General features: G+C 41.3%; 23 protein-coding genes, 1 tRNA gene and 1 pseudogene. 22 read left to right on the top strand and 3 right to left on the bottom strand.

Annotation, left to right across the window (positions count from 1 at the left end; all coding sequences use genetic code 11):
- Positions 1-56: 56 nt before the first annotated feature.
- A complete protein-coding gene (gene amrA / locus WC788_01705; GenBank protein ID MFA6096324.1) occupies positions 57-584 on the bottom strand; it encodes an AmmeMemoRadiSam system protein A in 528 nt (175 codons plus the stop codon).
- 146 nt (positions 585-730) lie between these two features.
- Here amrA and WC788_01700 point away from each other — a divergent pair, with 146 nt between their 5' ends.
- The 11 genes from WC788_01700 (at position 731) to WC788_01650 (ending at position 7,815) form a co-directional block, all read left to right on the top strand.
- On the top strand, positions 731-1,309 hold the full coding sequence (locus WC788_01700; protein ID MFA6096323.1) for a hypothetical protein: 579 nt from the start codon (positions 731-733) through the stop codon (positions 1,307-1,309).
- Positions 1,310-1,393: 84 nt separating this feature from the next.
- The gene (locus WC788_01695) at positions 1,394-1,672 is read left to right on the top strand and encodes a hypothetical protein (protein ID MFA6096322.1); all 279 of its coding nucleotides are present in this window, start codon (positions 1,394-1,396) and stop codon (positions 1,670-1,672) included.
- 218 nt (positions 1,673-1,890) lie between these two features.
- Positions 1,891-1,963: transfer RNA gene (locus tag WC788_01690), tRNA-Pro, on the top strand.
- A 1,051-nt stretch (positions 1,964-3,014) separates the two neighbouring features.
- Positions 3,015-3,551 (top strand): hypothetical protein, encoded by a 537-nt coding sequence (locus WC788_01685; protein MFA6096321.1) that lies wholly within the window; start codon positions 3,015-3,017, stop codon positions 3,549-3,551.
- Between the two features lie 208 nt (positions 3,552-3,759).
- The gene (locus tag WC788_01680) at positions 3,760-3,891 is read left to right on the top strand and encodes a hypothetical protein (GenBank protein MFA6096320.1); all 132 of its coding nucleotides are present in this window, start codon (positions 3,760-3,762) and stop codon (positions 3,889-3,891) included.
- Between the two features lie 317 nt (positions 3,892-4,208).
- Complete coding sequence (locus WC788_01675) at positions 4,209-4,652, top strand: hypothetical protein (GenBank protein ID MFA6096319.1); 444 nt, start codon at positions 4,209-4,211, stop codon at positions 4,650-4,652.
- Between the two features lie 96 nt (positions 4,653-4,748).
- Positions 4,749-5,291, top strand: coding sequence for a hypothetical protein (locus tag WC788_01670; protein ID MFA6096318.1), 543 nt, complete (start codon positions 4,749-4,751; stop codon positions 5,289-5,291).
- 36 nt (positions 5,292-5,327) lie between these two features.
- A complete protein-coding gene (locus WC788_01665; GenBank protein ID MFA6096317.1) occupies positions 5,328-5,615 on the top strand; it encodes a hypothetical protein in 288 nt (95 codons plus the stop codon).
- A gap of 79 nt (positions 5,616-5,694) precedes the next feature.
- A complete protein-coding gene (locus WC788_01660) occupies positions 5,695-6,699 on the top strand; it encodes a magnesium transporter (protein ID MFA6096316.1) in 1,005 nt (334 codons plus the stop codon).
- Between the two features lie 79 nt (positions 6,700-6,778).
- Positions 6,779-7,306 (top strand): hypothetical protein, encoded by a 528-nt coding sequence (locus WC788_01655; GenBank protein MFA6096315.1) that lies wholly within the window; start codon positions 6,779-6,781, stop codon positions 7,304-7,306.
- Positions 7,303-7,815, top strand: coding sequence for an isoprenylcysteine carboxylmethyltransferase family protein (locus WC788_01650; protein ID MFA6096314.1), 513 nt, complete (start codon positions 7,303-7,305; stop codon positions 7,813-7,815). The genes WC788_01655 and WC788_01650 overlap by 4 nt, the downstream gene beginning before the upstream one ends.
- On the opposite strand, the gene WC788_01645 is transcribed toward WC788_01650, so the two are convergent.
- Positions 7,812-8,162, bottom strand: coding sequence for a hypothetical protein (locus WC788_01645; protein MFA6096313.1), 351 nt, complete (start codon positions 8,160-8,162; stop codon positions 7,812-7,814). The genes WC788_01650 and WC788_01645 overlap by 4 nt on opposite strands.
- Positions 8,163-8,270: 108 nt before the next feature.
- On the opposite strand from WC788_01645, the gene WC788_01640 reads away from it, so the two are divergent.
- The 10 genes from WC788_01640 to WC788_01595 all read left to right on the top strand — a co-directional run bounded on the left by WC788_01640 (position 8,271) and on the right by WC788_01595 (position 15,140).
- Entirely contained in the window at positions 8,271-8,774 is a 504-nt protein-coding gene (locus WC788_01640; GenBank protein ID MFA6096312.1) for a hypothetical protein, read from the top strand.
- Positions 8,775-8,873: 99 nt separating this feature from the next.
- Positions 8,874-9,626 (top strand): PD-(D/E)XK nuclease family protein, encoded by a 753-nt coding sequence (locus WC788_01635; GenBank protein MFA6096311.1) that lies wholly within the window; start codon positions 8,874-8,876, stop codon positions 9,624-9,626.
- A 16-nt stretch (positions 9,627-9,642) separates the two neighbouring features.
- Positions 9,643-10,071 carry a hypothetical protein gene (locus tag WC788_01630; GenBank protein MFA6096310.1) on the top strand — a complete coding sequence of 143 codons (429 nt, stop codon included), beginning with the start codon at positions 9,643-9,645 and terminating at the stop codon, positions 10,069-10,071.
- A 4-nt stretch (positions 10,072-10,075) separates the two neighbouring features.
- Positions 10,076-10,507, top strand: a complete 432-nt coding sequence (locus tag WC788_01625; protein ID MFA6096309.1) for a hypothetical protein — start codon at positions 10,076-10,078, stop codon at positions 10,505-10,507.
- Entirely contained in the window at positions 10,504-11,235 is a 732-nt protein-coding gene (locus WC788_01620; protein ID MFA6096308.1) for a hypothetical protein, read from the top strand. Before WC788_01625 ends, WC788_01620 begins: the two co-directional genes overlap by 4 nt.
- Before the next feature lies 1 nt (position 11,236).
- A complete protein-coding gene (locus WC788_01615) occupies positions 11,237-11,677 on the top strand; it encodes an NUDIX domain-containing protein (protein ID MFA6096307.1) in 441 nt (146 codons plus the stop codon).
- 216 nt (positions 11,678-11,893) lie between these two features.
- Positions 11,894-12,184 (top strand): GIY-YIG nuclease family protein, encoded by a 291-nt coding sequence (locus WC788_01610; GenBank protein MFA6096306.1) that lies wholly within the window; start codon positions 11,894-11,896, stop codon positions 12,182-12,184.
- A gap of 315 nt (positions 12,185-12,499) precedes the next feature.
- Entirely contained in the window at positions 12,500-13,753 is a 1,254-nt protein-coding gene (locus WC788_01605) for a PQQ-dependent sugar dehydrogenase (GenBank protein MFA6096305.1), read from the top strand.
- A 269-nt stretch (positions 13,754-14,022) separates the two neighbouring features.
- Positions 14,023-14,310 (top strand): GIY-YIG nuclease family protein, encoded by a 288-nt coding sequence (locus WC788_01600; protein MFA6096304.1) that lies wholly within the window; start codon positions 14,023-14,025, stop codon positions 14,308-14,310.
- Between the two features lie 200 nt (positions 14,311-14,510).
- Positions 14,511-15,140: a DedA family protein gene (locus WC788_01595; GenBank protein ID MFA6096303.1), complete on the top strand. Its 630-nt coding sequence runs from the start codon at positions 14,511-14,513 to the stop codon at positions 15,138-15,140.
- A gap of 210 nt (positions 15,141-15,350) precedes the next feature.
- Here WC788_01595 and WC788_01590 read toward each other — a convergent pair.
- Positions 15,351-16,483 (bottom strand): annotated as a pseudogene (locus WC788_01590) (ISAs1 family transposase).
- Between the two features lie 443 nt (positions 16,484-16,926).
- Between WC788_01590 and WC788_01585 the strand changes: the two are divergent.
- Positions 16,927-24,141 (top strand): LamG-like jellyroll fold domain-containing protein, encoded by a 7,215-nt coding sequence (locus WC788_01585; GenBank protein ID MFA6096302.1) that lies wholly within the window; start codon positions 16,927-16,929, stop codon positions 24,139-24,141.
- The last annotated feature ends 10 nt before the right edge of the window (positions 24,142-24,151 follow it).

Here is a 24,151-nt window from a genome sequence, read left to right as displayed (position 1 = left end):
AAAGAAGCAAACGCGTAAGTCCTAGATTTAATATCCAATATTCAATATCAAATTTACTATTTATGTTTTTCAACTGTAAATCTGTATAAGTGTATCTTTTCTGATCCCGGATCAATTCCTGCTTTTTGGCAGGCGATGGAGATCTGATGTTCGGGGGTTTCGACGCCGTCTATATCCGGGAGAAGAAGTCCTGTCCTTCCGTCTTTGCTTTTTACAATCACGCCATATTTAATCGGATCAAGGCGTTTGGTCGAGTCGATCGCTTCCGGAGGGTTTAGAAGACTGATTTCATATTCAAGATCCGAAAGTTCGTCCGCGGATATCCGGCTGAACCTGTAGTCGTGTATGGCCGAGGAAATGGCGTTATCGATGATCTCTTGCGCAACGCAGTCTTTTGTCGGCCGGAAGGTGCCTATGCAGCCGCGCAGTTCTTTTCCGTTGTCTTTTTTCGTATATATCGTGACAAATACTCCCTTTTGCACATTATAAAACTCTTCCGGCAGGCCCTTGGGCACTTCAATTATCTTTCCGGTTCTTATGTGTGTTTCTATGGCATTCTTGGCTAATTTCACATAGTCGTCCATAGCTGTATTTTATAGCATTATATGTTAATAGTAAAATGATCGGCATAAAAAAGGGGAATATTGACATCAGCGGAAATTAAGCTAACATAAAATATAGAATGAATGATCATTCAAAAAGACATGGAAAGATCGGAGGCAGATAGAAAATGGAAAATAATATCACGGTATCAAAAGAATTCATGGGCGACGACTGGGATCACGCAATAAAAAGATCTTCTGAATATATTATTCGGAAGTCAGGGAGGGAGTTTTCTCTTTCGGACCTTCTAAGGAATTTGGATGACGAAAGATTTTTGTCTCTCGGAAGCAACGCGACAAAGCTGTTCCTCAGCGATCTTCATAAGAAAATACCTTTTACGCTCAAGGGCGATCTGTCCAATCTTTTCGATTGCAAGCTAAACTATGCTCAAGACATGCAGATCAGAAAGTGCAGAGAAGCTCTTGCGAGAGGGGAAAGAATGGAAGAGATCGCCGGGAGGCTGGTGAAAGAAGAATCAGTGGAGCCTTTTTTGGCGGGCGCTGCTGTCGGTATCGCGGCAGAGTTTGAAAAACTCTCAAGGATCCGAAGATGCATAGGACTTCTAAAAGTTTATTCTGCCGTAAAAAAAGGCAGGAAACCCAGGATCGAAACTATCGAAAAAAAACTCAAGCAAGAGGGTTTTATGGAGGAAGAAATAGCTGTATCAATGGAGAGAATGAAGGGCAAAATGCTCCTTCGAGGCTAGGCCGCCATGGCGGTCTTTTTTCATTGACAATTTCAGTATTTTGTGTATAATATAAAGTTGCAAATATAGATCGGAGGTGTTTGCATGATAAGTCTGGAATATAAGGCGAAAGAAAAGGAAACAAGAACTACGGTGAAGAAATTGATGTGCGTATTTTTGCTGCTTGTGGCGGCCGCGATAGGTTTGAATTATTTCACTGGTGTATACAAAACGGCGGTTTATACATTTGCCGGTGCGGCTTTGCTTGCGGCTTTTGTCGCGGCGGATGCTCAACTTGATCTTTCAGTGGCCTTGCTAAGGGAATTTGACAGAGAGATCGAGCAGAAAGAAAAGGAGTTTCAATTGAATGAGCAAGGCAAATAATGCCTTCTCTTTTCATAATTGACATTTTCTCGCTTTAATATATCATTAGAAAGTAATTGATGGGTAAGCGAGATTCAATATTATTTTGATATTAGAACATTAGACATTTATTAAAAATTTGAAATTAGACATTGGAAATTTGAGAAATAGATGTAATGTCTTATATCACACTGCAGATAATGTTCCGAAGGTACTTGCTTAACATAAATATATGACCCCGGGGTGTGGCGTAACGGCTATCGCACTTGGTTTGGGACCAAGGGATTCCGAGTTCGAATCTCGGCACCCCGACAGAAAAGACTCAAAACGTATAACTTAAAACTTGTAACAGGAATTCAAGATCAGCTTGCCGAGATGAGGATTGGGACGTGTGATGGGATATTATTGTTGTAAATATCAGACGACTGTCGAAAAATTACAACATTCGAAAATAAACGTAAAACACGGGACAATAAGAAAATGGCTTTTGAAGGCTGTTTTTTTGTGAATGCTATTACCATTTTATCTTTGCGGATAAGTTTAATTAGAAAAATAAATAGAGTTTCATAAAAATTGCCGTAATTGACATAAAGCGGAAATGTGGTATATTTGAAACACAAAATCTTAATAGGATTATTAAGAAGAGGGGGAATCAAAATGAAGTTCATTGAAAATAGAGATAATAATCTAAACTGGATCGAATTTGAAAATAGCATTATCAAAGCACAAATTACAAGAAGGAGTAGATATGTCAAGGGATAATTGTAAATGTCGGTGCCGCGAAGAAGCTCCTCATACAAGACCTGGTGTGGGTTATTACCCCATGCCCACATTTTGGGAATTGTTTTGGCTTTTTATTGCCTTCCTGATTATAGGTCTAATTGCTAATTGGCTGATAGCCGGTTGGTGCAGTTTGGTAGGGTGTTTCCCTATTAATTAAACCGGATTGGAAAAAACCAATTTCCGGTTTTTTTTATTATGCATAATACATTCTCGCCGCCCCGACAAGATTATGAAACATGGAACTTGTAACATGAAACACGAAACATAAAACGTAAAACTTGAGTTACGCAACGTGAAACATGGAACTTGTAGCATGAAACAAAAATACATCCGCATTGATAACCTTTTATTTGAAAGGTTATTTTTGGTACAGAGAACGAATTTAGAGCTTTATTTTTCGCATTTATTTTTCGCATAAAGCCCTTGACAAAGCCAATAATTGCTGCTAGATTGTACAGTCATGATAATTCGTGTCGAAAATCGTTCTTTAAAAATATTTCTTGCCGATCAAGTGTAATAAATATGATTTATTATAATTATTTCGCAAGGAAGAAAATAAATAGAATAAAAGGAGGATAAAATGACAAATTACATAAAAGACGAAAATACAGGTAAATACGAAGAAATCGTTGATATCTCTTCTGGGATAAAGCTGAAGGATAGAAAAATATACGAAGAAGTCTGGAGTTATAAAAAAAGAGATTATGAAATGCATGAGATGACAAAAGAAGAAATAAAGGAAGCACTGGAATTTGAGGCGGAGATAAAAGATAAAACTTGTGAGATATGTGGCTCCAAAGCGACCAGTTATACTCATTCAGGCGGTCTGAAAGTATTCCATTGCAGTCAATGTCTCTGGAAAGTCGGACAAGACGAAATAAATAGAAGGTTGCGGACAAAGGCACATACAAAAGAACAAATTCAAAAAAATAATGATATAGAACAACTGATTCATATGGCTGAATTTGTTAAATTGGCAGAAGGAAAACAAAAAATTACAAAAATATGCAGTATCTGTGGAGAACCTTTTCAGACAGATGATCCTGAGAGAGATTCTTGCTCAAGGAAAAGCTGTATTACAACAAAAAGACATCAAATGATGTCTTCAAGGCAATAAACCAGAGTGTTTATTCAGGGATAGGTAATGTTTTACTTATCTTTTTTATTTTATTTTCTCCATCTTGTTACTTATCAATCTCTCCACCCTCTCCAACTTCCCCTCAACCCTCTCCCAATTCCCCAAAATTCCCGCCCAAACCGCACTGAAATTGTTCGGAGCTGTATCCCGTCGCCCCGACACGCACATGAAACATGGAGCATGAAATATGGAGCTTGTAGCACGAAGCATGAAGCATGAAGAAGATGGCTTTTCTAAAGCTGTTTTTTTGATTTGGATAAATCACTTTGATACTTGGGAGTTTCAAAGTGAAGGAAGCTTTTTGAAAGGTGTTGATTAAAAAAGCATTCGCACAAGATCATATTTTGCAGAAAAAGGACAGTCCTTGGCCGAAGGACTGTCCTTTATGCAATAAACCCGGAAAACTATTGACAGCATATATATATATATATAATTCATTTTATCAGATTGGATCAATAAAGTTCAAGCTGAGAACGGGAGGAATCAAAATGAAGCACATTAAAAACGAAGACAAAACAAAAACACAGGTCGGATAGCTCAAAAATGATAGTAAAATGATAAGTATCAAAAAATCATAAAATAAATCAGAAAGAAAGGACAAAGCAAACAAAAGGTGATAAGATGAACTTAAAAAGAATGGGAATAATAGCAATATTGCTCTTCGTAATGATTGCAATGGCAGTGATGCCAGTTGAGGCAAAGACATACTATACAGTAAGCAAGGGAACATCATGCGAACACACCGCAGTTCGTTATGAACATAGCGAAATTGCATCGAGCATGCAAAAGTATGTCGATTACGTAGAATATGATCTGAAATATAATTCTGGGCCATGCGGGTTCGGAGTAAGATTTTATTATACCGATGAGGGTCGAAAAAGTATAGCAGCAGGGAATACATATCTTTTGGACGATATGGCATATTCTGTAATGAATGCGCCCGAGTGGTATAAACAAAGGACTTATCAGTCAGTCAGAATGGAAATTCTGATGCATGCCAAATGGGGCAAATCAAAAGTAGATATCGAATATTTCTACAAAGATCTGAAGTTCTGGGAGGTGCCTTATAATATAATGTAAATGAAAAGAGAAAAGAGCCAAAAAACTCTTTTCTCTAAAATTTATTTGTTCAAGATCTATTCGAATATAATTAAATTGTCATAATATTTAATAACAATGAAAAAGATTAAATTAATAGCTATCGGGCTGGTACTGCTATCGCTTCTGACAAGTATTCTATTATTTGCATTTATAGAAAATTATAACAGAAGCGATGTTGGTAGAAATAATTCCAATTTAATACAGGAATTTGATAAAACTGGAGATTCAAGCAAATGTAACGAAATAGTGCAATTACCTATGGGAATGAAGTTTTATGATTCTTTATTCAATGCTGTTTTTGCTTTGATAGTTGTATCTCTAATTGCCGTTGTTATAATGTATCTATTTGAAATAGGAAGAATGGGTAATCGTGAAAGATTAATGCTTGCAATGGCAATGATTCTTGCACTTGTCACGCCATTTATTTTTATTCTCTTTTCATTTTATGCCTCGCTAATAATAGCTGGTATCTCTATATTCTTGTTTTCGATGCTTAAAATATCTTTATCTGATAAGTTTATTTTTATATTTTCACCTTATCTTACATTTTTATCTTATTGGATATTTATTGGATCTTGGTATAATATAGAATCGTTATTTAAATGTTTTGTTAGTTGATGTGAGTGGTTAATGTTGTGTGATTAAACAGCATATGTGAATGCTGTTTTTTCTAATTTTGACAGAATTCATGGAATTGCTGCAAGAAAAGGTTTTATCAATCTCTCCGCTCTCTCCAATTTCTCCTCGATTCTCTCCCAATTCTCCAAAATTCCCGCCCAAACCGACAACAACCCAAAACGTATAACTGATAATTTAAAACTTGCAACTGGAATTCAAAATGTGAAGCTAAAGGCAGATAGTATTGATTACGGAATTCAGCTCCCTCCTTTGATAAAGGAGGGTTGGGGTGGATTTGGATTAAAGTTGAAAACAGCTTTTTGAGGCTGTTTTTTTTATTTGGTAAAATGCAAATATATTTGGTATAATAAAATAGCATATATATTAGTATTTATTCAAAACTATGGGGACAGGCAAAAATGGGAATGGCAATCATGAAATAACGGCGAGTTCTGCGGCCAGGATCATGACAACGAAGATCCCGACCATAAATCTCACTTCTTCCGTAAAGGAGGTCGAAATGCTTTTGGAAAAGCAAATGAAGGATTTCGAAACGATAAACTATGTTTACGTTGTGGACGGGAGAGACAGAAAGCTAAGGGGCGTGTTGAGCATTAAGGACATTTTCCGGCAACCGAAAGAAAGGCTTGTAAAAGACATAATGAAGACGGAGCTTGTGACCGTGAGGCCCCATACGCACCAGGAAAGGGTTGCTTATCTTGCACTCAAGAACAATATCAAGGCGATCCCGGTTGTGGACAAGGATGATAATCTTTTGGGAGTTGTTTCCAACGATGCGATAACATCAATAGTTCACAGAGAGGCGACGGAAGATTTCATGAAAATAGCCGGTATCCACAGATCGAAGGTCGGTATAGACAATATATTCGATCTGTCGGTTTTCCGGTCCTTTGAACACAGGTTCCCGTGGCTTTTTATCGGCCTTTTGGGCGGAGTGCTTATGGCAAAGATAATCACCGGTTTTGAAGATACTCTCGAAAAGAATATCATACTTGCTTCGTTCATTCCTCTGATCGTTTATATGGCCGATGCCGTCGGAACCCAGATGGAGGCATTCATAATCAGAGATCTTGCCGTAATGCCTAATTTCAACTTTCTTTCATATTTTCTGAAACATCTGAAGGTGGTTTTTTTGATCGCAGTCCTTTCGAGTTTGGCGCTTTTTGCGCTCAACCTGATCCTGTATGGCAATGTGATGGTGGGGGTTGTTCTCGGGATCGCTCTGTTTGTTGCTATACTTTCATCTTTTTTTACAGGACTTGTGATCCCATATTCGCTGGGAAAGTTCAAATTCGATCCTGCCAATGCGAGCGGTCCGATCGCAACGATCATTCAGGATACTTTGAGCGTTGTCATTTATTTCGCAGTTGCTTCGTGGCTTTTGTGAGCGGTCGGCCAAACGGCTGTTGATAAATATTTTGACTCAGAATATGCGGGGTGTAGCATTGTGAAAGAGGAGTAAAAATATGAATGATTGGATAAACGGAAGCGAGGATAGGATAAGAGGAATGGACATTATACAAAATCTGTTCCGGGAAGAAACGATGCGGGAGCTGAACAGGGAATATTCCGAGTTGCTGGCGAGCGTCAACGAGCGCAAAGGCTACTCGATAGAGGATGAACTTTGCGACATCTCGAAAGAATTCGAATCTCAGGGGATGAGATATAGCACGGCTCCTGTGATGACCGGCAAGGGAAATTATGTACGGCTTGTGTTCAGAAAAAAATTCATCATACTGTTTCCCGGCCAGACGGATCGGTCCATAAGGCTTTGCAAGCTGAAGCGCGAATTGATCGAGGTGAAGAACGAAAGCGGATCGAATGGAGACCTGCAGTCTCTGAACCGGATGAGGCCTCTGGAGATCAAAAGGGAAATGATAGACGATGAAGATTTTTTCGATTTCGAGGGAATTTTGAATAAATTACCCGAGAAGATCCAAAGGAAGAAGGGCGGCAATAAAGCCGCTTTTTTATACATAATACCAGCCATATGAAAATGATATATAAAATTGATCCCCAAAAACTGGCAAGTCCTGTTTTGATGTGGGCGATCGTTGTCGCGGGTATCATGTTCCTGAGTGTGTTATTCAAAAAATACGGCATGGACGGCGGCAGTATTCTATCAAAGCCCGTATTTCAGAACAAAATGACAGAGATCTTCTTTGTTCCGGCTCTGTTTTACTGGATATATTTTTTCACGGGCGCGATAAGAGTTCATAAAGAAGCTGCAAAAAGCGTAAGCGGGATCACGAAGCTGATAATGACGGGAGTATATTCTTCTGTACGGCATCCCATATATTCAGCTGACCTCGTTCTTTCATGGGGAGTATTCTTCCTGTATCCTGATTATTTTGTCCTGCTCAGTGTATTATGGATGGATGCAGTTCTTTTGAGCTGGATGAAGATCGAAGAAAAGTTTCTGCTTCAAAGGTTTGGCAAGGATTATAAAGACTATATGGAAGAAGTTCCGATGTTCCTTCCTGGAATAAAAAATAAAGGCTAATCGCCTTCACTTTCTTTTACTGTTTTCTTGAGCGAGTGCACAAGATATTTTATGTTTATGCCGGCGGACAGGGAAGCGACCGGAAATCCCAGGAGATATGGCGCGTATGTTGCGCCAATATACGACATGAGCAACATGCTCAGGGACAAAACAGCTATTCTGCCGTCGGACGCGTCGATTTTTTTCTTTTTATTGATCTTTGTGCCCATGAATGCGATCAAGAGCGCCGCCAAATATGCGATATAGACGGATATTCCCTCCAATGCGGCTTTGTTTATTGTGCGGATCAATATTATCATGAGCATTATGCTTGTGGTGACCATCAGGCTCAGATATCCTTTTCTCATTTAATCACCTTCATTAATGCTACTCTTTTCCGGCAGGAAATCAATAGCTCCTTGATTTATTTTTCAGGTTTGTGCTATATTTGAGTCAGTAAAAACGGAGGGATAAACATGTCGCTATGGTCGTTTTCGAAAGAAAGAATGGATGATCTTCGTAAAAGAGAAGGGGAAAGGCTTAATCTGAAAGTCGTTTATGAAGGAAACCCTTTTCTTATCGAGGGTGTCATCGAGTCCGTCAAGCCATTCATTTCGATGACTGTCGAAAAAGAAATAGTGAGAGTATTGAAAACCAAAGAGACAATAGAATCGTATGGCATCGCGAAGATACCGTTCATGTGGAAAGCGTTTGGCATACAGGTGATATGCGAGGAATATAAGATCGAGGAAATCCCGATCAAGGATTCCGGAGTCGCAGAAGACAGGGAAATATTGAAAGGCGTTCTATATGAGAATGCGTGGATAACCGATGGTTACAATGTCCACAACGAATCTGTGGTCAGGGAGATGTTTGCAGCGATCTATGGAGACAAGGTTGCGAGAGAATTTTTCCCGAAGATCGAATCCGAGCAGAGACACGAAGAAAAGATCATGAAGAAGTCCTGGATCAAAAAATAAGAGCAAAACCCATATCGGCTAATAAGTTAGCCGACTTTTATTTTATCACCATTTAAGGTATAATTTCAATAAGGTCAAGTCCAGCGAATCAGCACTATTATGACGAAATATTATAATCCAAGAAAAAAAGGCGCGTTCGATCCGGATTCGGACAAGCCGTTCAGATTGAGCCGGTCAAAGATCGATCTGTTTTTGAATTGTCCCAGGTGTTTCTATCTTGACCGGAGATTAGGTGTTGCTCAGCCTCCGGGATTCCCGTTCAGCCTGAATTCGGCGGTCGATTCGCTCCTGAAGAAGGAGTTCGACATTCACAGAGCAAAGCAAACCGCGCATCCACTTATGAAAGCATACGGCATCGATGCGGTCCCATTCCGGCACGAAAAGATGGATGAATGGAGAGATTCGCTCCGAAGGGGGATCCAATATCATCACAAGCCGACGAATTTCCTGATCACGGGAGGAGTTGACGATGTCTGGGCGAACCGGGACGGAGAGCTTATCATCGTTGACTACAAGGCCACTTCAAAAACGGAGGAAGTGAATCTGGATGCGCCCTGGCAGATCGGATATAAGCGCCAGATGGAGGTCTATCAGTGGCTTTTCAAAAAGAACGGTTTCAAGGTTTCCGATACGGGATATTTCGTATATTGCAACGGCGATGCGGATAAAGAGGCTTTTGATGCCAAACTGGAATTCGACATAAAGATCATCCCATATACCGGTAGCGGAGATTGGATCGAACAGGCAATAACAGACGCGCATCTCTGTCTTGTTGGAAGATCGTTGCCGGAGGCCGGCGAGGATTGCGATTATTGCAGATACAGAAAAGAAGCTTCAAAATATGAAGATTAAATATTAACATAAAAATATGGATTCAGCGCAAAACAAAATAGCCGGATGGGCGCTTCTTGGCCTGGGGCTGGCTGTGATCTTCTGGGGAATATATTCCTCATACTCGGTTTTCACGGGAAAAACGAAGGCCCCGGAGATATTTGCAACTCCGGCAGTTTCAGAGAAGGCGCAAAATGCGGCGGCGGATTCTTCCAAGATCGAAACTATCGATCCGTCAAAATTGCAGAATCTCAGTCCGGCCCAGCTGAAGGATCTTCAGGCGCAGCAGCAAGCTCAAACTCAGGCCATGGTCCAAAACAGCATAAGCGAGCAATTTGATAAATTGGTTCCGGCGGACCTGATCCCGAAACTGATGAATCTTTCGAGCTGGTCCATATTCATTTTCATTCTGATATATGCCGGAAGCAAGATCTCGGGTCTGGGAATAAGCCTTTTAAGGAATTAAAATTATGGCGGAAGAGATCAACAAAGATGAAAAGATCCCTACTCCCGAAGAACTTGGGATCCCGAACGGAAGTTTTGATCCGATGCAAACGATACGCATGGAGGGGGATATGTATAGAGGTCTTTTGAATTCGGGGCATCATTCGTTGTTCCTTCGGATCGTCGCTATAATGTTTTCAGTGCTGTTTTTCCTTTTGCCCGCTCTGCTGATATTCTATTTTATATTTTTTGTACCGCAAGGAGGGAGCATGAATGCCGGTTCCCTGATGATGACGAAGGCGGTTCTTGATCCGATATTCTTCCTAAGCAACGTCTCGGGGCTTTTCACATTGAAAATATTCGCATTCATATACGCGGTGATCTCTTTTTTGGTCGGTGTGAGCGTGATCGCCAGGAATGCTGAGGCCGGTCCTAAAAATAATGAAAATATCAAATGAAAAAAAATGAAGGGAGCGGGCATCTTGTGAAGCTGCTTCCCACGATAACGACGATATCCGGATCGAAATGGAAGGATAAGATCGGCGAAATAAACAGACTAGCCCTTGAGGAGGTTGCGTTTTTTCCGACGTGTCTTGATCCTGTGAAAAGAAAGGAAGTCTATGGGATACTGGAGAGATCGTCGGTGAAAAGCATACCATATGTGCACCTGAGGAGTGACATGGGTCCTGTGGAAATAGAATATCTTGTAAAAAGATTCAAAACCCGGGTATTCAATGTGCATACGAACAGGGAATATCCTTTCGCATTTGACTATTCCAAATATGCCCAGATGATCTATGTCGAGAATATATATTATCCCTTGGACGAAGAGGAGATCAAAAAGTTCGCGGGGATCTGCGTCGATTTCTCGCATCTTGAGAACGACAGGATATTGTACAAGGAGAAATACAAGCATAATATAGACCTTATGGAAAGATACCGTATCGGATGCAATCATTTGAGCGCAATTAAAAAAGAAACTAGAAGCGACGATGGAAGCAAATATGACCGATTGAGCATCCGATATGATTCGCATGAATATGCAGACCTATCTGAATTCGATTACCTCAAGAACTATCCGCGGAAGTATTTTTCCGATTTTGTGGCGATAGAACTTGAAAACAGCATAGAAGAACAGCTTATGGCCAAAGAATATCTTGAAAAGCTAATAAATAAATTAAAATGATATGTCGGAACATCCGGAAAATTTCGAAGTGATCGCAAGGGCGGTCGTTGTCCAAAACGGAAAGATCTTGCTTTGCAGGGCGAAGGAAAAAGGCCATTATTTTTTTCCGGGCGGGCATGTTGAAAAAGGCGAGAGGACGGAAATTGCTCTCAAGAGAGAATTCCTTGAAGAGTTGGGAGCAAGGATCGGAAAAACGGCATTCATTGGCGCGGTGGAAAATATTTTCAGGGATTCATATGAACATCATGAAATAAATCTTGTTTTCGAAGCCGAGGTGTTTCAGTATGAGTTCAAGAGCAGAGAAGATCATCTGGAGTTCGAGCTGCTTTCCCTTGATGAATTCGCTGGGAAAAAAGTTCTGCCGGTATCGTTGAAGAAAGCGGTTGCGGAGTGGTTGAAGGATAAGAAAATATTTTGGAGGAGCGAGAGTCGGGAATCTTGATCCATTCATGCATCTTGTCATTCCGGATTCCTGCTGGAGTTTATCCCGTATCTGATACGGGGCAGGAATGACAAATCTGATATGTTGCACTTACTAGTAAAGGGTATTTGTTTATTTTGTCATTCCGTGCTTGACACGGAATCCATGAATCGAGCGGGTCCCTGATTCCTCCAAAGGCGGACAGGCAAGTCAGGGATGACATATAAAAAAACATTCATGAAACGTTATTTTATTTATATTCTTGCAAGTAAAAGAAATGGAACTTTGTATATCGGTATAACGAATGATCTGATACGAAGGATTTCCGAGCACAAAAATAATTTAATAGATGGATTTACAAAAAGATATTCTGTTCATAATCTTGTATATTACGAAGATGCAATTGATATAGGAAGTGCTATTGAAAGAGAAAAGCTTCTTAAGAAATGGAAAAGAAAATGGAAGATAGAATTGATCGAGAAGTCAAATCCTGAATGGAAAGATCTATATCGGAATTTATTAGAATGATGCAAGAAGTGTTATTCCGGCCGAAGAGCCGGAATCTATCCACCTTGTCATACTCGCGAACGCGGGTATCCAGAACTTGGATTAAATACGAAACCTGGATTCCCGTTTTCACGGGAATGACAAACACGAGTCATTCCGGCCAAAGAGCCGGAATCCAGGAATCGAGAATACGGCCCTGGATCCCTGATTCCTCCAAAGGCGGACAGGCAAGTCAGGGATGACAGCGTTGCTGCTCTGGATTCCTGCTGGAGTTTATCCTGTGACATGCGGGCTTCAGGCGAATAGCAGGATGAAATAATTTATTAAATTGAGACAATGGATCCAATCCAACTGAAAATTATAAACAGAAAGACAATCAAGTATTTGGTGATCATTATTCTGGTCGTGGTTTTGTCGTATGTCGTAATTTTCCTATGGATAAATTTCAGCGGAGTCTGGCCGATCGTCAAAAGACCTTCTGAGAATATCGTTGATATCATAAAGGAGGGAAAGAAACCCCTGTCCATAAAAGACGGATCAATCGTATCGGTCTATGCCAAAGACCTTGGGGACCCGAGAGTGCTTCAATTCGCGCCGGGAGGATCGCTTTTTGTCAGCGTCCCGGGCAAGGGAAAGATATACGCGCTGATCGACGGTAATAATGACGGCGTTGCGGAGGAGAATCGTGTCGTTGCGGAAAATCTGAACGATCCCCATGGATTTGCTTTCAAGTGCGAGGCGGCGGAAGGGGGAGATGAAAAATGCAAGATGTATATTGCCGAGACGGACAAAGTTTCAGAGTTTGATTTCGACAAAGCGAATTTGACGGCGACGAACGTGAAAAAGATCGTTGATCTGCCCGCGGACGGCCGGCACATCACCCGCACGATCATGTTCATGCCGAGTCCCGACGAGAATAAGCTTCTGATATCCGTCGGTTCTTCGTGCGATGTCTGCGTCGAAAAGAATGCGGACCGGGCGAAAATATTGGTTTATGACCTGGGGACAAAAGATCTCAAGGATTTTGCGACCGGGCTTCGTAATTCAGTATTCATGGCAATTCATCCGGTGAACGGAAAAATTTGGGCGACAGAAATGGGAAGGGACTTTCTTGGAGATGATCTTCCTCCGGATGAGATAAATATAATCGAAGACGGCAAGAATTACGGATGGCCTATTTGCTATGGAAAAAATATACATGACGCGGATTTCGACAAGAACACCTATATCCGGAATCCATGCATGGAGCCTTTTGAGACTCCATCATATATAGACATTCCGGCGCACTCCGCTCCGCTGGGGCTCGCCTATATTCCCGAGGAAGGCTGGCCCGAAGATATGTGGTATAACCTTCTGGTCGCATATCACGGATCGTGGAATCGGAGCACTCCGGCGGGATATAAGATCGTAAGATATAAGCTTGATAAGGATGGAAAGTATCTTGGCGAAGAAGACTTTATGGCAGGGTGGCTGACAAGCGATGGGGCGCTCGGACGTCCGGTTGATATTCTCGCGCTTCCGGGCGGAACTTTGTATATTTCCGACGATAGGGCGGGGGTGGTTTATCGAGTAACGTATAGACAGAAATAATATCGCAGTTTGTCATTGCGATCCGCCCAGGGCGGAGAAGCAATCTCGACTTTATTTAAATTTCTAATTTTCAATTTCTAATTTCTATTAAATTTTGAATGAGCCAATTCTCAGACGAGACTCTGTCATTGCGAGGCAGCACGCAGGGAAGTCATGTCTCCGGCAGATCCGTCGAAAGTGGACAATCTATTCCATGTGATACGGATTATCACGTCTCTGTCATTGCGATCCGCCCAGGGCGGAGAAGCAATCTCTTCAGTTGTTATTTTATGAAAACAAATCAATATTATCTTTATATAATGACGAATAAATTTAATACAGTTCTATATACGGGTGTTACCAACAACCTGGCCAGAAGAGTCTATGAACATAAGAATAAAACGATCAAGGGATTTACGAGTAGATACAATATTACTAAGCTGGTTTATTATGAGATCTATAATAATATAAATGACGCCATCGCAAGAGAAAAGCAGATTAAAGGCGGCTCAAGAAAGAAGAAAATAAATTTGATTAAAAATATGAATCCTGAGTTTAGAGATTTGCCTCTGGAATAACATAGAGATTGCTTCGTCAGCTTGAGTACAAGCTTTCTCGCAATGACAATAATTAATAAAGTCTAGAAATTAATAATTAATCATTAAATAAAAATTAGAAATTAGAAATTGAAAATTGCGAAATATTATTTTATCTCTAGAAAATAGTTTACAATTGCCAAATATGTTTTAATTTATACTTTACTATTAATATATTTTTCATGATCGCCGAATTCGTTTCAACTTATGTAGAAGCTTTTATTTCAGCTGTAGGATATGCGGGAGTCTTTATTCTCATGGCCCTGGAAAGTGCAGCGATTCCGATCCCGAGCGAAGTGATCATGACTTTTTCGGGATATCTTGCCTATCAGGGGATATTCGATCTGGTTTTAATAAGCATTGTGGGTGCGGCGGGGTGTATGGCGGGCTCGGTTGTTTCCTATTATGTCGGGCTGTGGGGAGGCCGGCCGTTCATAGACAGATATGGAAAATATATTTTCATGAATCATCATCATCTCGAGATCGCGGAGGAGTGGTTTCGCAAATATGGAGACAGGGCGGTGTTTTTCTCAAGGCTTCTTCCTGTTGTCAGGACTTTCATATCGCTTCCTGCGGGAATGGGAAAATATGACGTGAAGAAATTGATTATTTTCAGTTTTGTGGGATCGATCCCATGGTGTTTTGCTCTTGCCTATGTCGGATTCTGGCTCGGTCCGCATTGGAAGAACATCATCGCAGTTTTCAACGGATTGGATGTTCTGATTGTCCTTTCGCTGGTCTTTTTGGCCGTATATTTCTGGAAAAAGAAAAAAACAGCAGAGGCTAAAAGTCCCCTCTTGAGAGGGGAATGAGGGGTGTGTTTTTATCGAGGTTGAACCTCAATAATGCTTGAAAGTGCTCTGTGGTTTTGTGATGGACACGGAATCCATGTATCTTGTCATACTCGCGAACGCGGGTATCCATGTATTTTGTCATTCTGGATCCCTGCTGGAGTTTATCCTGATGTATATCAGGGCAGGAATGACATACAATGTAAATCCCCTCTAGAGGGCACGGCTGTGTCACCCTTCTATCAGCTCAAACATTTTAGATATATCATTTGAAATTAACCTGATCGCTTGAGCGATATTCGAGTAGTTGTTTTCTCTAAAAATATTAATCGCTATATTTCTAATAAGTGAAAGATTTGCCGGAGCGTTTTTTGTTCTGATGCGGGAGCTGTCTTCTCTGAAAGTTTTATCTTTGATGTAGTGCAGTGAATTTTCAATCGACCAATGACTCCTTATTCCTTGATTAAATGTTCCAGCTTTGGTGTTAGACGGCAGACTGGAAATGAAATAAGCTATTTCTTTAAAAACCTTATCTTTGTTTTTCCCTCCTGTAAACCTGATCGTTCTTTTCACTTTAACAATGCTTTGCAATCCTATCCATCCTGAATTAATTCCGTTAAGATTATTGTAAACATTCGCCACCCTTAATTCCATTCTGTTTCGGCTTTTTTCCTTTATTCTGTCGGTGTTTATCGGTTTGCCGGTTTTTGTGTTTTTTTTAATTGTTCGTATAATTTCTTTTGATTTCCTTTTACGCCTATGCAATAATTATTATTGCTTTTGATGATTGCCTGCACGGTTTCTTTCTGGCAATGCAAAGCATCCATAGTGAGTACAGCTCCTTCTAGATCTAAAATTTTAATTAACTCTCTGACTTTCGGTATCTCGCTTTCTTTCCCGTTATCGATTTTACCGGCTTGAAGCACTTGTTTTTTCTTGCTTAAAAATACTGACACTAAACTGATAAATTTTTGTTTGTTGTCTTGCAAGCAGTCTGCGGTTCCGCCAATAGCTTTTCCATCAATCGATACCCATTCGTTATCTTCTATTTTTACATAACCGATAGCCCATTTTTGAAAGATTTGAGTAAATTTATTAAAATCAACATTTTGCAAAACACGATTAATCGTTAAGTATGTCGGCAGTCTGTCTTTTTTCGGTTTAAATATTTTTATCAGTTCCTTCTTATTTTTTTTGATAAAATCACCCATTGCTCGCAAGCTGGAGAAACCGCTCATGATGGACATAATCGCTAAGACAAGCGCAAATCTCAATTCGTGCATCCTTCCTTGTTTTCTTCGATAATCATCTAATTGATTCAATAGTTCATACAAATTTTTCTTTTTAGATTTTATGTTTTTCATAGAGTAATATTATTTAATTGATAAATATTACCTTAAGAATAGCACAAAATGGGGTTAATTGATAGGGTGATACAGCCGTGCTTATCAGGGGGGGATTCAGGGGTGTGTGAAGCGGCGAAGAGTTATCCACACATCTTTCATGTTTCAATTGACAATCAGTATTGGCTTGCTACAATTCATCAAAAGTAGGGAGGGAACTTTTAAAATTAATAGGAAATGCGTTTATGTCATTGCGATCCGCCCTGGGCGGAGAAGCAATCTCGCAATTCCTAATTTATTAATTAACCTTCACTAAAATGCGTTCCAACAAATTGCAGAAAAGCCTAAGAAGTTGGACAAAGAAGTCAGCGGTTATTTCGTTGGCTTTTTTGTTTATCTTCTCTTCTTTTGCGCCAGTTTTATCGATTCATGCAAACGCGCAAGCGGTCTCTGAATCTGTGCCATTGGATAATACGTCCGCCGATCCAATAGAAAATAGTGTCCCCGTGGAGGCATTTTTCGGTTCCGAAAGTGCTGGCGAAACGGCTTCTTTCTCGGAGGATTCTAAAATCATTGATCTTGCAAGTCCTGAAAATGCTCAATCAAAAGACAAAACGAATGATAATAATTCCGATAAAACAAAAGACAAGGAAAAGCCGGGTGACGGTCTTACTGGAGCTCAAAGCGCTTCCAACCCGTCCGATCCTGGGAATGATAATGGCGCTTCAAATTATAACAATAATTCAAAGACAAGGGTAAGTACTCCGGAATCAGATGCCGCAACAGGGGCTCTTGTATATAGCTACTCCATTGAAACGCCTCCTGGAAGAAATGGAATACAGCCTAGCTTAGGCCTTTCCTATAATAGCCAGAACGCAAGTAATGATAATATAATGGGCTATGGATGGAGTGTCGACATCTCATATATTGAAAGAATCAACAAAAAAGGTACGGATAAACTTTACACGGAAAACTATTTTAGCTCATCTATTTCAGGAGAACTTGTTTTCATAAGTGGAACGCAATACAGTGCGAAGATTGAAAATGGAGATTTCCTAAAGTATGAGTTTTCAAATAACACTTGGACTGTAACCGATAAATCCGGAACAAAATATAAGTTCGGATTGAATGCAAACTCCAGACAAGATAATCCCAATGATTCAGCGAAAGTCTACAAATGGATGCTCGAAGAGGTGCGGGATCTGAATGATAACTACATTCGTTATGAATATTTCAAAGATGCGGGGCAAATTTATCCTTCAAGAATAATTTACACCGGAAACGGTGCAACGGACGGAATTTTCACTGTGGAATTCATAAGGGAAACAAGAAGCGATGCCAATACAAGCTACGTTTCAGGATTCCAAGTTAAAACCAGCTACAGGATTAATGAGATCCAGGCGAAAGCGAACGGGATATGGGTAAAAAAATATGCTTTAGCTTATACAACGGGCGATAATACTGTAAGGTCAACGCTTTATTCAATTACTGAATCAGGGCAGGACGAAAGTAGCAATGTCGTGACGCTTCCTGCAACGAGTTTCGAATATCGAACCGGAACTGACGGCTGGACCAGAGATTATTCTTGGTCACTTCCGGTCGATACTCGGGAAGGAATAATAATTGCCGATTTAAACGGCGACGGTTTTCCCGATATTTTGCAATCTTATTACAGCAGTAATACGGGAACGCTCAAAAGGGCATTTATTAATAATAGCAATGGCGGCTGGGTTCAAAATAATAATCTGACACCCATTCCATTTTTTCATGATGAGTTTGGTGCCGTTAAAGATCAAGGCGTTCGTCCGATTGATGTGAACGGCGACGGACTCATGGATCTTATTCAATCGATGGGCAATAATGGCCCGCGCACAATATATATTAATAACGGCAACGGATGGATGGTGCAGGCTGGTTGGGTTCCGCTTGAATTCAGCGACGGCAAAACCGGCTCAGATACCGGTTCCCGAATCGCCGATTTAAACGGCGACGGACTTTCCGATCTTGTATATGGAAAAAGAGAAACATCCGATCCAGAGACTTATTCCTCAATGATTTATCTGAATAGTGCTTCAGGCTGGTCTCAAGATACGAATTGGACTCTTCCGATTGACACGAAACAGGGGGTTGTATTTGTCGATATAAACGGAGACGGCTTGGAGGACATCATGCAATCTTATTCTTTTTATAGTTCTCCAACCGTTTACCAAAGGGCATTTATCAATGACGGAAACGGGGGATGGTCTATTGATACTAATTATACACCGCCAACTCTTTTTTACGGCGAAAACTATGGGGGGAGAGTCGATGATCTCGGTGTGAGAGTTGCCGATGTTAATGGAGACGGCTATAACGATCTAATGCAGTCTCTAGACTATTACGGCTTGCATAGAGTCTTTATGAATAGCGGAAGCGGATGGGTGGAAAAGCCGATCTGGGTGTCGTTGGATTTTAGCGATGGAAGGAATTATCTCGACACGGGCACTCGCATCGCCGATCTGAATGGTGACGGACTTTCGGATCTTATTTATGGAAAAAGAGAAACTTCTAGCCCCGAAACTTATTCTTCAATGATCTATCTGAATAATACTATTGGAAAAATTGGAATTGCAAAAAGAATTATTAATGTTAAAGGCGGATTGACGGATGTTGCATATAAACCATCCGCGCAATACAAAGACGCAGGCAATAATCTTCTTAATCCCAATCTTCCATTGAATGTCGATACGGTTTATCAGATCACGAACAACGACGGATTGGGAAATTCATTCTCAAAAACATATTCCTATGAAGGCGGGAAATATTACTTTGACTCTGCAAATCCATTCGATCGCAAGTTCTCAGGCTTTTCGAAAGTTGTAGAGACTGACGGCGCAGGAAACAAAATCTCAACGCATTTTCATCAGGGCGATGCGACCAATTCAGCGCAAGGTGAGTATTTGGATAATTATTCCAAAATAGGAAGATCATATAGGTCTGAAGTTTCTGATAGTGCCGGAAATATCTATTCCAAAACGATAAATAAATGGGAAAGCTATGACCTCGGCGGAGGAAGGAATTTCGTGAAGCTTACGCAAAAAATCGATTCGAGTTTTGACGGCAATGCCAGCCATAGGGATAAAGCGGAAACATTTTCTTATGATGATATCAACGGCAATCTCACAACCAAAACGCAGTGGGGAGAAGTGACGGGGTCGGATGACGGGACTTTCACGGATGTGGGAACGGACAAGCTCATGACAACAATTTCCTACGCTTCAAACGCAAGCTTGAATATTTTTGGCCTTCCATCTCAGAACATAACAACAGATCAAAGCGCGAATAAAGTCAGTGAGTCGAAATATTACTATGATACTCTTGCCCTTGGAAGCGTGAACAAGGGAAATCAAACCAAAGAAGAAAAGTGGAAGAGCGGTACGAATTATATCAACACCCAAAAATCATATAACAGTTATGGCCTTGTGACTTCCGAAACTGACGCCAGGGACAACGCAACAAGTTATATCTATGATTCATACAATCTCTATCCCGAGAGCGTGACGAATCCGTTGAATCAGATCACGCAATACACCCATGATTATTCCCTCGGAAAGCCCAAGCAAGTGACGGATCAGAACGGGTATGTTTTCCAAACTGTATATGACGGATTGGACAGGGTACTCGAGGAAAAACAACCGGATCTAGCTGTGCCTGCAACGCTTGTTACGAAATCTTCATATATTTATACCGATACGCCAAATACAATAAGCATTAAAAAAACGGATTATCTGGACGCCACCAATGGTATTGATTCCTATTCCTATTTCGACGGTTTGGGAAGAGTTATTCAAACCAGAAAAGAAGCGGAAAGCGCCAATATGTATTCGGTAAGCGATTTGGTATATAACAACAGAGGACTTCTGCAAAAAGAATCCTTGCTGTATTTTTCAACTGGCTTGGCCAGAACTTCTGCCACAACGGATAATGCGCTTTATTCGACCTATGTTTACGATCCTCTTGAAAGAATGACTTCCACCACGAATGCGGTGGGAACGATCACGAGTGCCTATGACGATTGGAAAGTCACTACGACTGATGCCAAAGGAACACTAAAGACGCTCTATAAAGACGCTTATGGAAATCTGATTAGAGTCGATGAACATAATGGCGCCAATGTCTATGCCACCAATTATTCCTATGATAAATTAGGAAATCTGCTCAATATCACTGATGCTCTTGGAAACGTCAGGAATTTCACCTATGACGCATTTGGAGGAAGGCTTTCCGCCGAAGATCTGCACGCACCGGCAGATCCGACATTCGGAACATATGGTTATTCCTATGACGCTAATGGCAACCTGATCTCAAAGACCGATCCGAAAGGTCAGGTCGTCAATTACGTTTATGACGCATTGAATCGCCAAACTTCCGAAGACTACACCGGGCAAACCGGAATGGAAGTGACATATGTGTATGACACATGCATTGGCGGGAAGGGGCGATTGTGCTCCGTAATAAATTCCGCTTCCAGTGAAACGAAAGAATATGATCCTTTGGGACTTATCAAGACCGAAACCAAAACCATAGATTCGACGAATTATCGCACAGAGTATGAATATGACCGGCAGGGCAACGAGACTATCCTCACAAATCCTGACAGCTCACAAACCAAGTATGAGTATAATTCCGCCGGACTTTTGGAAAAAGTTTCAACAAAGGAGAGTGGAAGTTCCGGACTTCCTTCAAACACGGATCTCGTCGGCTTTTGGAATTTCAATGAAGGAACAGGAATCTCCGCGGGTGATTCAAGTGGAAGCGGCCACAATGGGACATTGGAAAACATGGAGAGCTCCGACTGGGTGCAGGGTGTGAATGGAACAGCTCTAAATTTTGACGGAATAAATGAAAGGATTGATATGGGAATTATGGAAAACGTTCCCGCAGGCCAGGGGATAACGGTCTCGGTTTGGATCAATCCCGCAGAGCTGACATCCGGCGGACACGTCATCAGCCGGTATTCTCCTTCCGGAATCCAATACAGCATGTGGAAAGGCAGTAATGATGTCGCGTTCTTTATTAATGGAGGAAGTGGAGGGAATTATGTTGTGGCGTATGATGTTTTATCAACATCAACCTGGACTCACCTTGTCGGCGTATTCAATGATGCGACCAAGGAACACAAGCTGTATGCAAACGGCGTATTGATCCAATCCAGAATATATAATGTCACTTTAAATAATCCGGCCGTGAAAACCCTTGTCGGAACGAGCAACTACTACCAGGATTATTTCAATGGAAAAATAGACGAAGCGAGGGTATATAACAAAGTCCTGACCGATGCGGAAATTCTCGCGCTCTATCAGAAACCGAGCGGATCTGTGTCCTCGAATTTCACCGATCTGGTAACAAATTACGATTATTCGCCATTGGGCAAAGTCACAACTCAAACTTATGCTAACGGCGTTTCCACGACGAACACCTATGATGCAATGAAGCTCTATCGCTTAAGTTCGAAAGTCACGACGATCGCAGGCGGAGGTCATGGACAAGACCTTGCGTATGCTTATGACGCGAACGGTAACATTACCAGAATTGTCGACAATTCCGCCACGAATTCCAAGAAAACCACGGATTACATCTATGACTCCTTGAATCGATTGCTTTCTGCAACCGCCACAGGTGTCACGCAAAGTGATGTCGGTATCGCCGGTTACTGGAATTTCAACGAAAGTTCCGGCCAGGTCGCGAGTGATTCCAGTGGAAACGGAAACAGTGGCACTCTTTCCGGCGGAATGACGAATGCCAATTGGGTTTCGGGGATTTCCGGCAACGCGCTTGATCTGGACGGAGGAGATGATGAGATCATTGTTTCCGACTCTTTGAGCCTCAGTCCTTCACTACCCATTACCATGAGCGCCTGGGTGAATCCAGATTCGTTAAGCGGCAACAGGGGCATTATTGGCAAGTGGAACACAAGCTGGGAAACGATGGCCTATGCCATGATGATCCTTCCCAACGGCGCGCTGAGAGGATTTTTTGCCGATGGTACAAATCTTGCCGGAAAAGATTCCGTCGGAGGAGTGATTTCAACCGGTTCCTGGTATCACATCGCCGCAGTCGTGCGCGGCCTGAACGACGTAAGTTTGTATGTAAACGGCCAGGAAGTTTCCGGAACTTACGGAGGCAATGCCACTTCAACTTATGACAATACCGCTCCGATGAGAATGGGCGCGATCGTTCCCGGAAGCGGAAACAATATCGACGGGAAACTGGACGAGGTGCGGATCTATAACCGGACCCTGTCTTCCCAGGAGATTCTTGATTTATATAATTCACCGGGGGCTTCCGGCAGCCAGAATTATACGGAAACCTATGTTTATGACGCCATTGGAAACATCACGAACAAATCCGACCAAGGAAATTATGCTTATTCTCAAACGGGGAAAGCGAATCCTCACGCTGTTACTTCCATGGGTTCAGCAAATTACGCTTATGATGACAATGGGAATCTTTTGACCGCTTCAGGCGGATTAACCAACACTTGGGACTATAGCAACCGCATAACGCAATCGGTGGTTGGAGCCACGACTGTAACGTATGGATATGATGCTTCCGGTCAGAGAGTGAAATATGCAACAGGCTCTAGCACAACGGTTTATCCGAGCAGGTATTACAACACCGACGGCACGCCGACCAAGCATGTCTTTGCAGGAGGACAGCTTGTTGCTACAATTAAAGGGACAGGAGCAAGCGCACAAGTCTATTCAGTTTCCACGGATCATCTCACAGGCTCAAACATTGTCACAAACAGCAGCGGAACAGTGGAAGAATCGATGGATTATTATCCCTATGGCGATATACGTCTGGATGAGAAAGCAAGCTCATTCAACGAACAACGAAAGTATGCAGGCCATGAATATGATACCGACACCGGGCTTTCTTACATGAATGCGAGGTATTACAATGGGAGGATTGGGAAGTTTGTGTCACAAGATCCAGCATTCTTGAATTTATCTCAACTCAAAATTCAGCTTGTTGATCCTCAAAGCTGGAACAGCTATGCTTACGCAAGGAATAATCCTCTCGTAAATATCGATGAAAGCGGACAATTCTGGGACACAGTGATTGATGCGGCAACGACTTATTATGATACTGTCCGATATGGCGAAAGAATGATGGTTGCAGCTGCAGGTGCGGTAAACATCGGTATCGGTACTGCAATGAATAATCAAAGGTTAATCAATGCAGGAGATGCTCAACTATCTCAAGGTGTGCAAGGTATGGATAATCTTCGCAGTGATATTGCCATGGATGCTGCTGGAACAGCAATTCCTGGCGTACCGATTTTGGGATTGAAGGCGGTGAAAAATGTTGATGAGGTTGCAAATATCTCAAAACCAATTATTGGCAAAATGGATGACATAGGAAAAACATTTGTAGGTCAAACTAAAAAGATCCATGGGAACAGTTTGGATAGTCCTAAAAATACTTTTCTGTATGAGCTGTTTGATAACAAAGGGAGTCATTTAAAGTACGGAATAACTTCAAAAGAAGATCCCTTAAAAAGATATACGAATAAATTTATGGAAGATAAGAGCATGAAGGTTTTAGGGAGTGGAAGTAGGCGTGAAATGTATCAAAAAGAGGCAAGTATAATTAAAAACAATCCAAGAGGTCCACTTCAAAAAAATAATCATTAAATATTAATTT

This window comes from Candidatus Paceibacterota bacterium, assembly GCA_041661265.1.
Taxonomy (GTDB): Bacteria; Patescibacteriota; Minisyncoccia; order JAHIHE01; family JAGLIN01; genus JBAZUT01.
The sequence above is the reverse complement of the archived record's forward strand: the minus strand, read 5'-3'. Positions and strand labels throughout refer to the sequence as shown.

What these genes read in the sequence shown, in the direction of transcription:
- amrA (MFA6096324.1), bottom strand. Translation starts at nt 584, where the DNA reads ATGGACGACTATGTGAAATTAGCCAAGAATGCCATAGAAACACACATA.
- WC788_01700 (MFA6096323.1), top strand. Translation starts at nt 731, where the DNA reads ATGGAAAATAATATCACGGTATCAAAAGAATTCATGGGCGACGACTGG.
- WC788_01695 (MFA6096322.1), top strand. Translation starts at nt 1,394, where the DNA reads ATGATAAGTCTGGAATATAAGGCGAAAGAAAAGGAAACAAGAACTACG.
- WC788_01685 (MFA6096321.1), top strand. Translation starts at nt 3,015, where the DNA reads ATGACAAATTACATAAAAGACGAAAATACAGGTAAATACGAAGAAATC.
- WC788_01680 (MFA6096320.1), top strand. Translation starts at nt 3,760, where the DNA reads ATGGAGCTTGTAGCACGAAGCATGAAGCATGAAGAAGATGGCTTTTCT.
- WC788_01675 (MFA6096319.1), top strand. Translation starts at nt 4,209, where the DNA reads ATGGGAATAATAGCAATATTGCTCTTCGTAATGATTGCAATGGCAGTG.
- WC788_01670 (MFA6096318.1), top strand. Translation starts at nt 4,749, where the DNA reads ATGAAAAAGATTAAATTAATAGCTATCGGGCTGGTACTGCTATCGCTT.
- WC788_01660 (MFA6096316.1), top strand. Translation starts at nt 5,695, where the DNA reads ATGGGGACAGGCAAAAATGGGAATGGCAATCATGAAATAACGGCGAGT.
- WC788_01655 (MFA6096315.1), top strand. Translation starts at nt 6,779, where the DNA reads ATGAATGATTGGATAAACGGAAGCGAGGATAGGATAAGAGGAATGGAC.
- WC788_01650 (MFA6096314.1), top strand. Translation starts at nt 7,303, where the DNA reads ATGAAAATGATATATAAAATTGATCCCCAAAAACTGGCAAGTCCTGTT.
- WC788_01645 (MFA6096313.1), bottom strand. Translation starts at nt 8,162, where the DNA reads ATGAGAAAAGGATATCTGAGCCTGATGGTCACCACAAGCATAATGCTC.
- WC788_01640 (MFA6096312.1), top strand. Translation starts at nt 8,271, where the DNA reads ATGTCGCTATGGTCGTTTTCGAAAGAAAGAATGGATGATCTTCGTAAA.
- WC788_01635 (MFA6096311.1), top strand. Translation starts at nt 8,874, where the DNA reads ATGACGAAATATTATAATCCAAGAAAAAAAGGCGCGTTCGATCCGGAT.
- WC788_01630 (MFA6096310.1), top strand. Translation starts at nt 9,643, where the DNA reads ATGGATTCAGCGCAAAACAAAATAGCCGGATGGGCGCTTCTTGGCCTG.
- WC788_01625 (MFA6096309.1), top strand. Translation starts at nt 10,076, where the DNA reads ATGGCGGAAGAGATCAACAAAGATGAAAAGATCCCTACTCCCGAAGAA.
- WC788_01620 (MFA6096308.1), top strand. Translation starts at nt 10,504, where the DNA reads ATGAAAAAAAATGAAGGGAGCGGGCATCTTGTGAAGCTGCTTCCCACG.
- WC788_01615 (MFA6096307.1), top strand. Translation starts at nt 11,237, where the DNA reads ATGTCGGAACATCCGGAAAATTTCGAAGTGATCGCAAGGGCGGTCGTT.
- WC788_01610 (MFA6096306.1), top strand. Translation starts at nt 11,894, where the DNA reads ATGAAACGTTATTTTATTTATATTCTTGCAAGTAAAAGAAATGGAACT.
- WC788_01605 (MFA6096305.1), top strand. Translation starts at nt 12,500, where the DNA reads ATGGATCCAATCCAACTGAAAATTATAAACAGAAAGACAATCAAGTAT.
- WC788_01600 (MFA6096304.1), top strand. Translation starts at nt 14,023, where the DNA reads ATGAAAACAAATCAATATTATCTTTATATAATGACGAATAAATTTAAT.
- WC788_01595 (MFA6096303.1), top strand. Translation starts at nt 14,511, where the DNA reads ATGATCGCCGAATTCGTTTCAACTTATGTAGAAGCTTTTATTTCAGCT.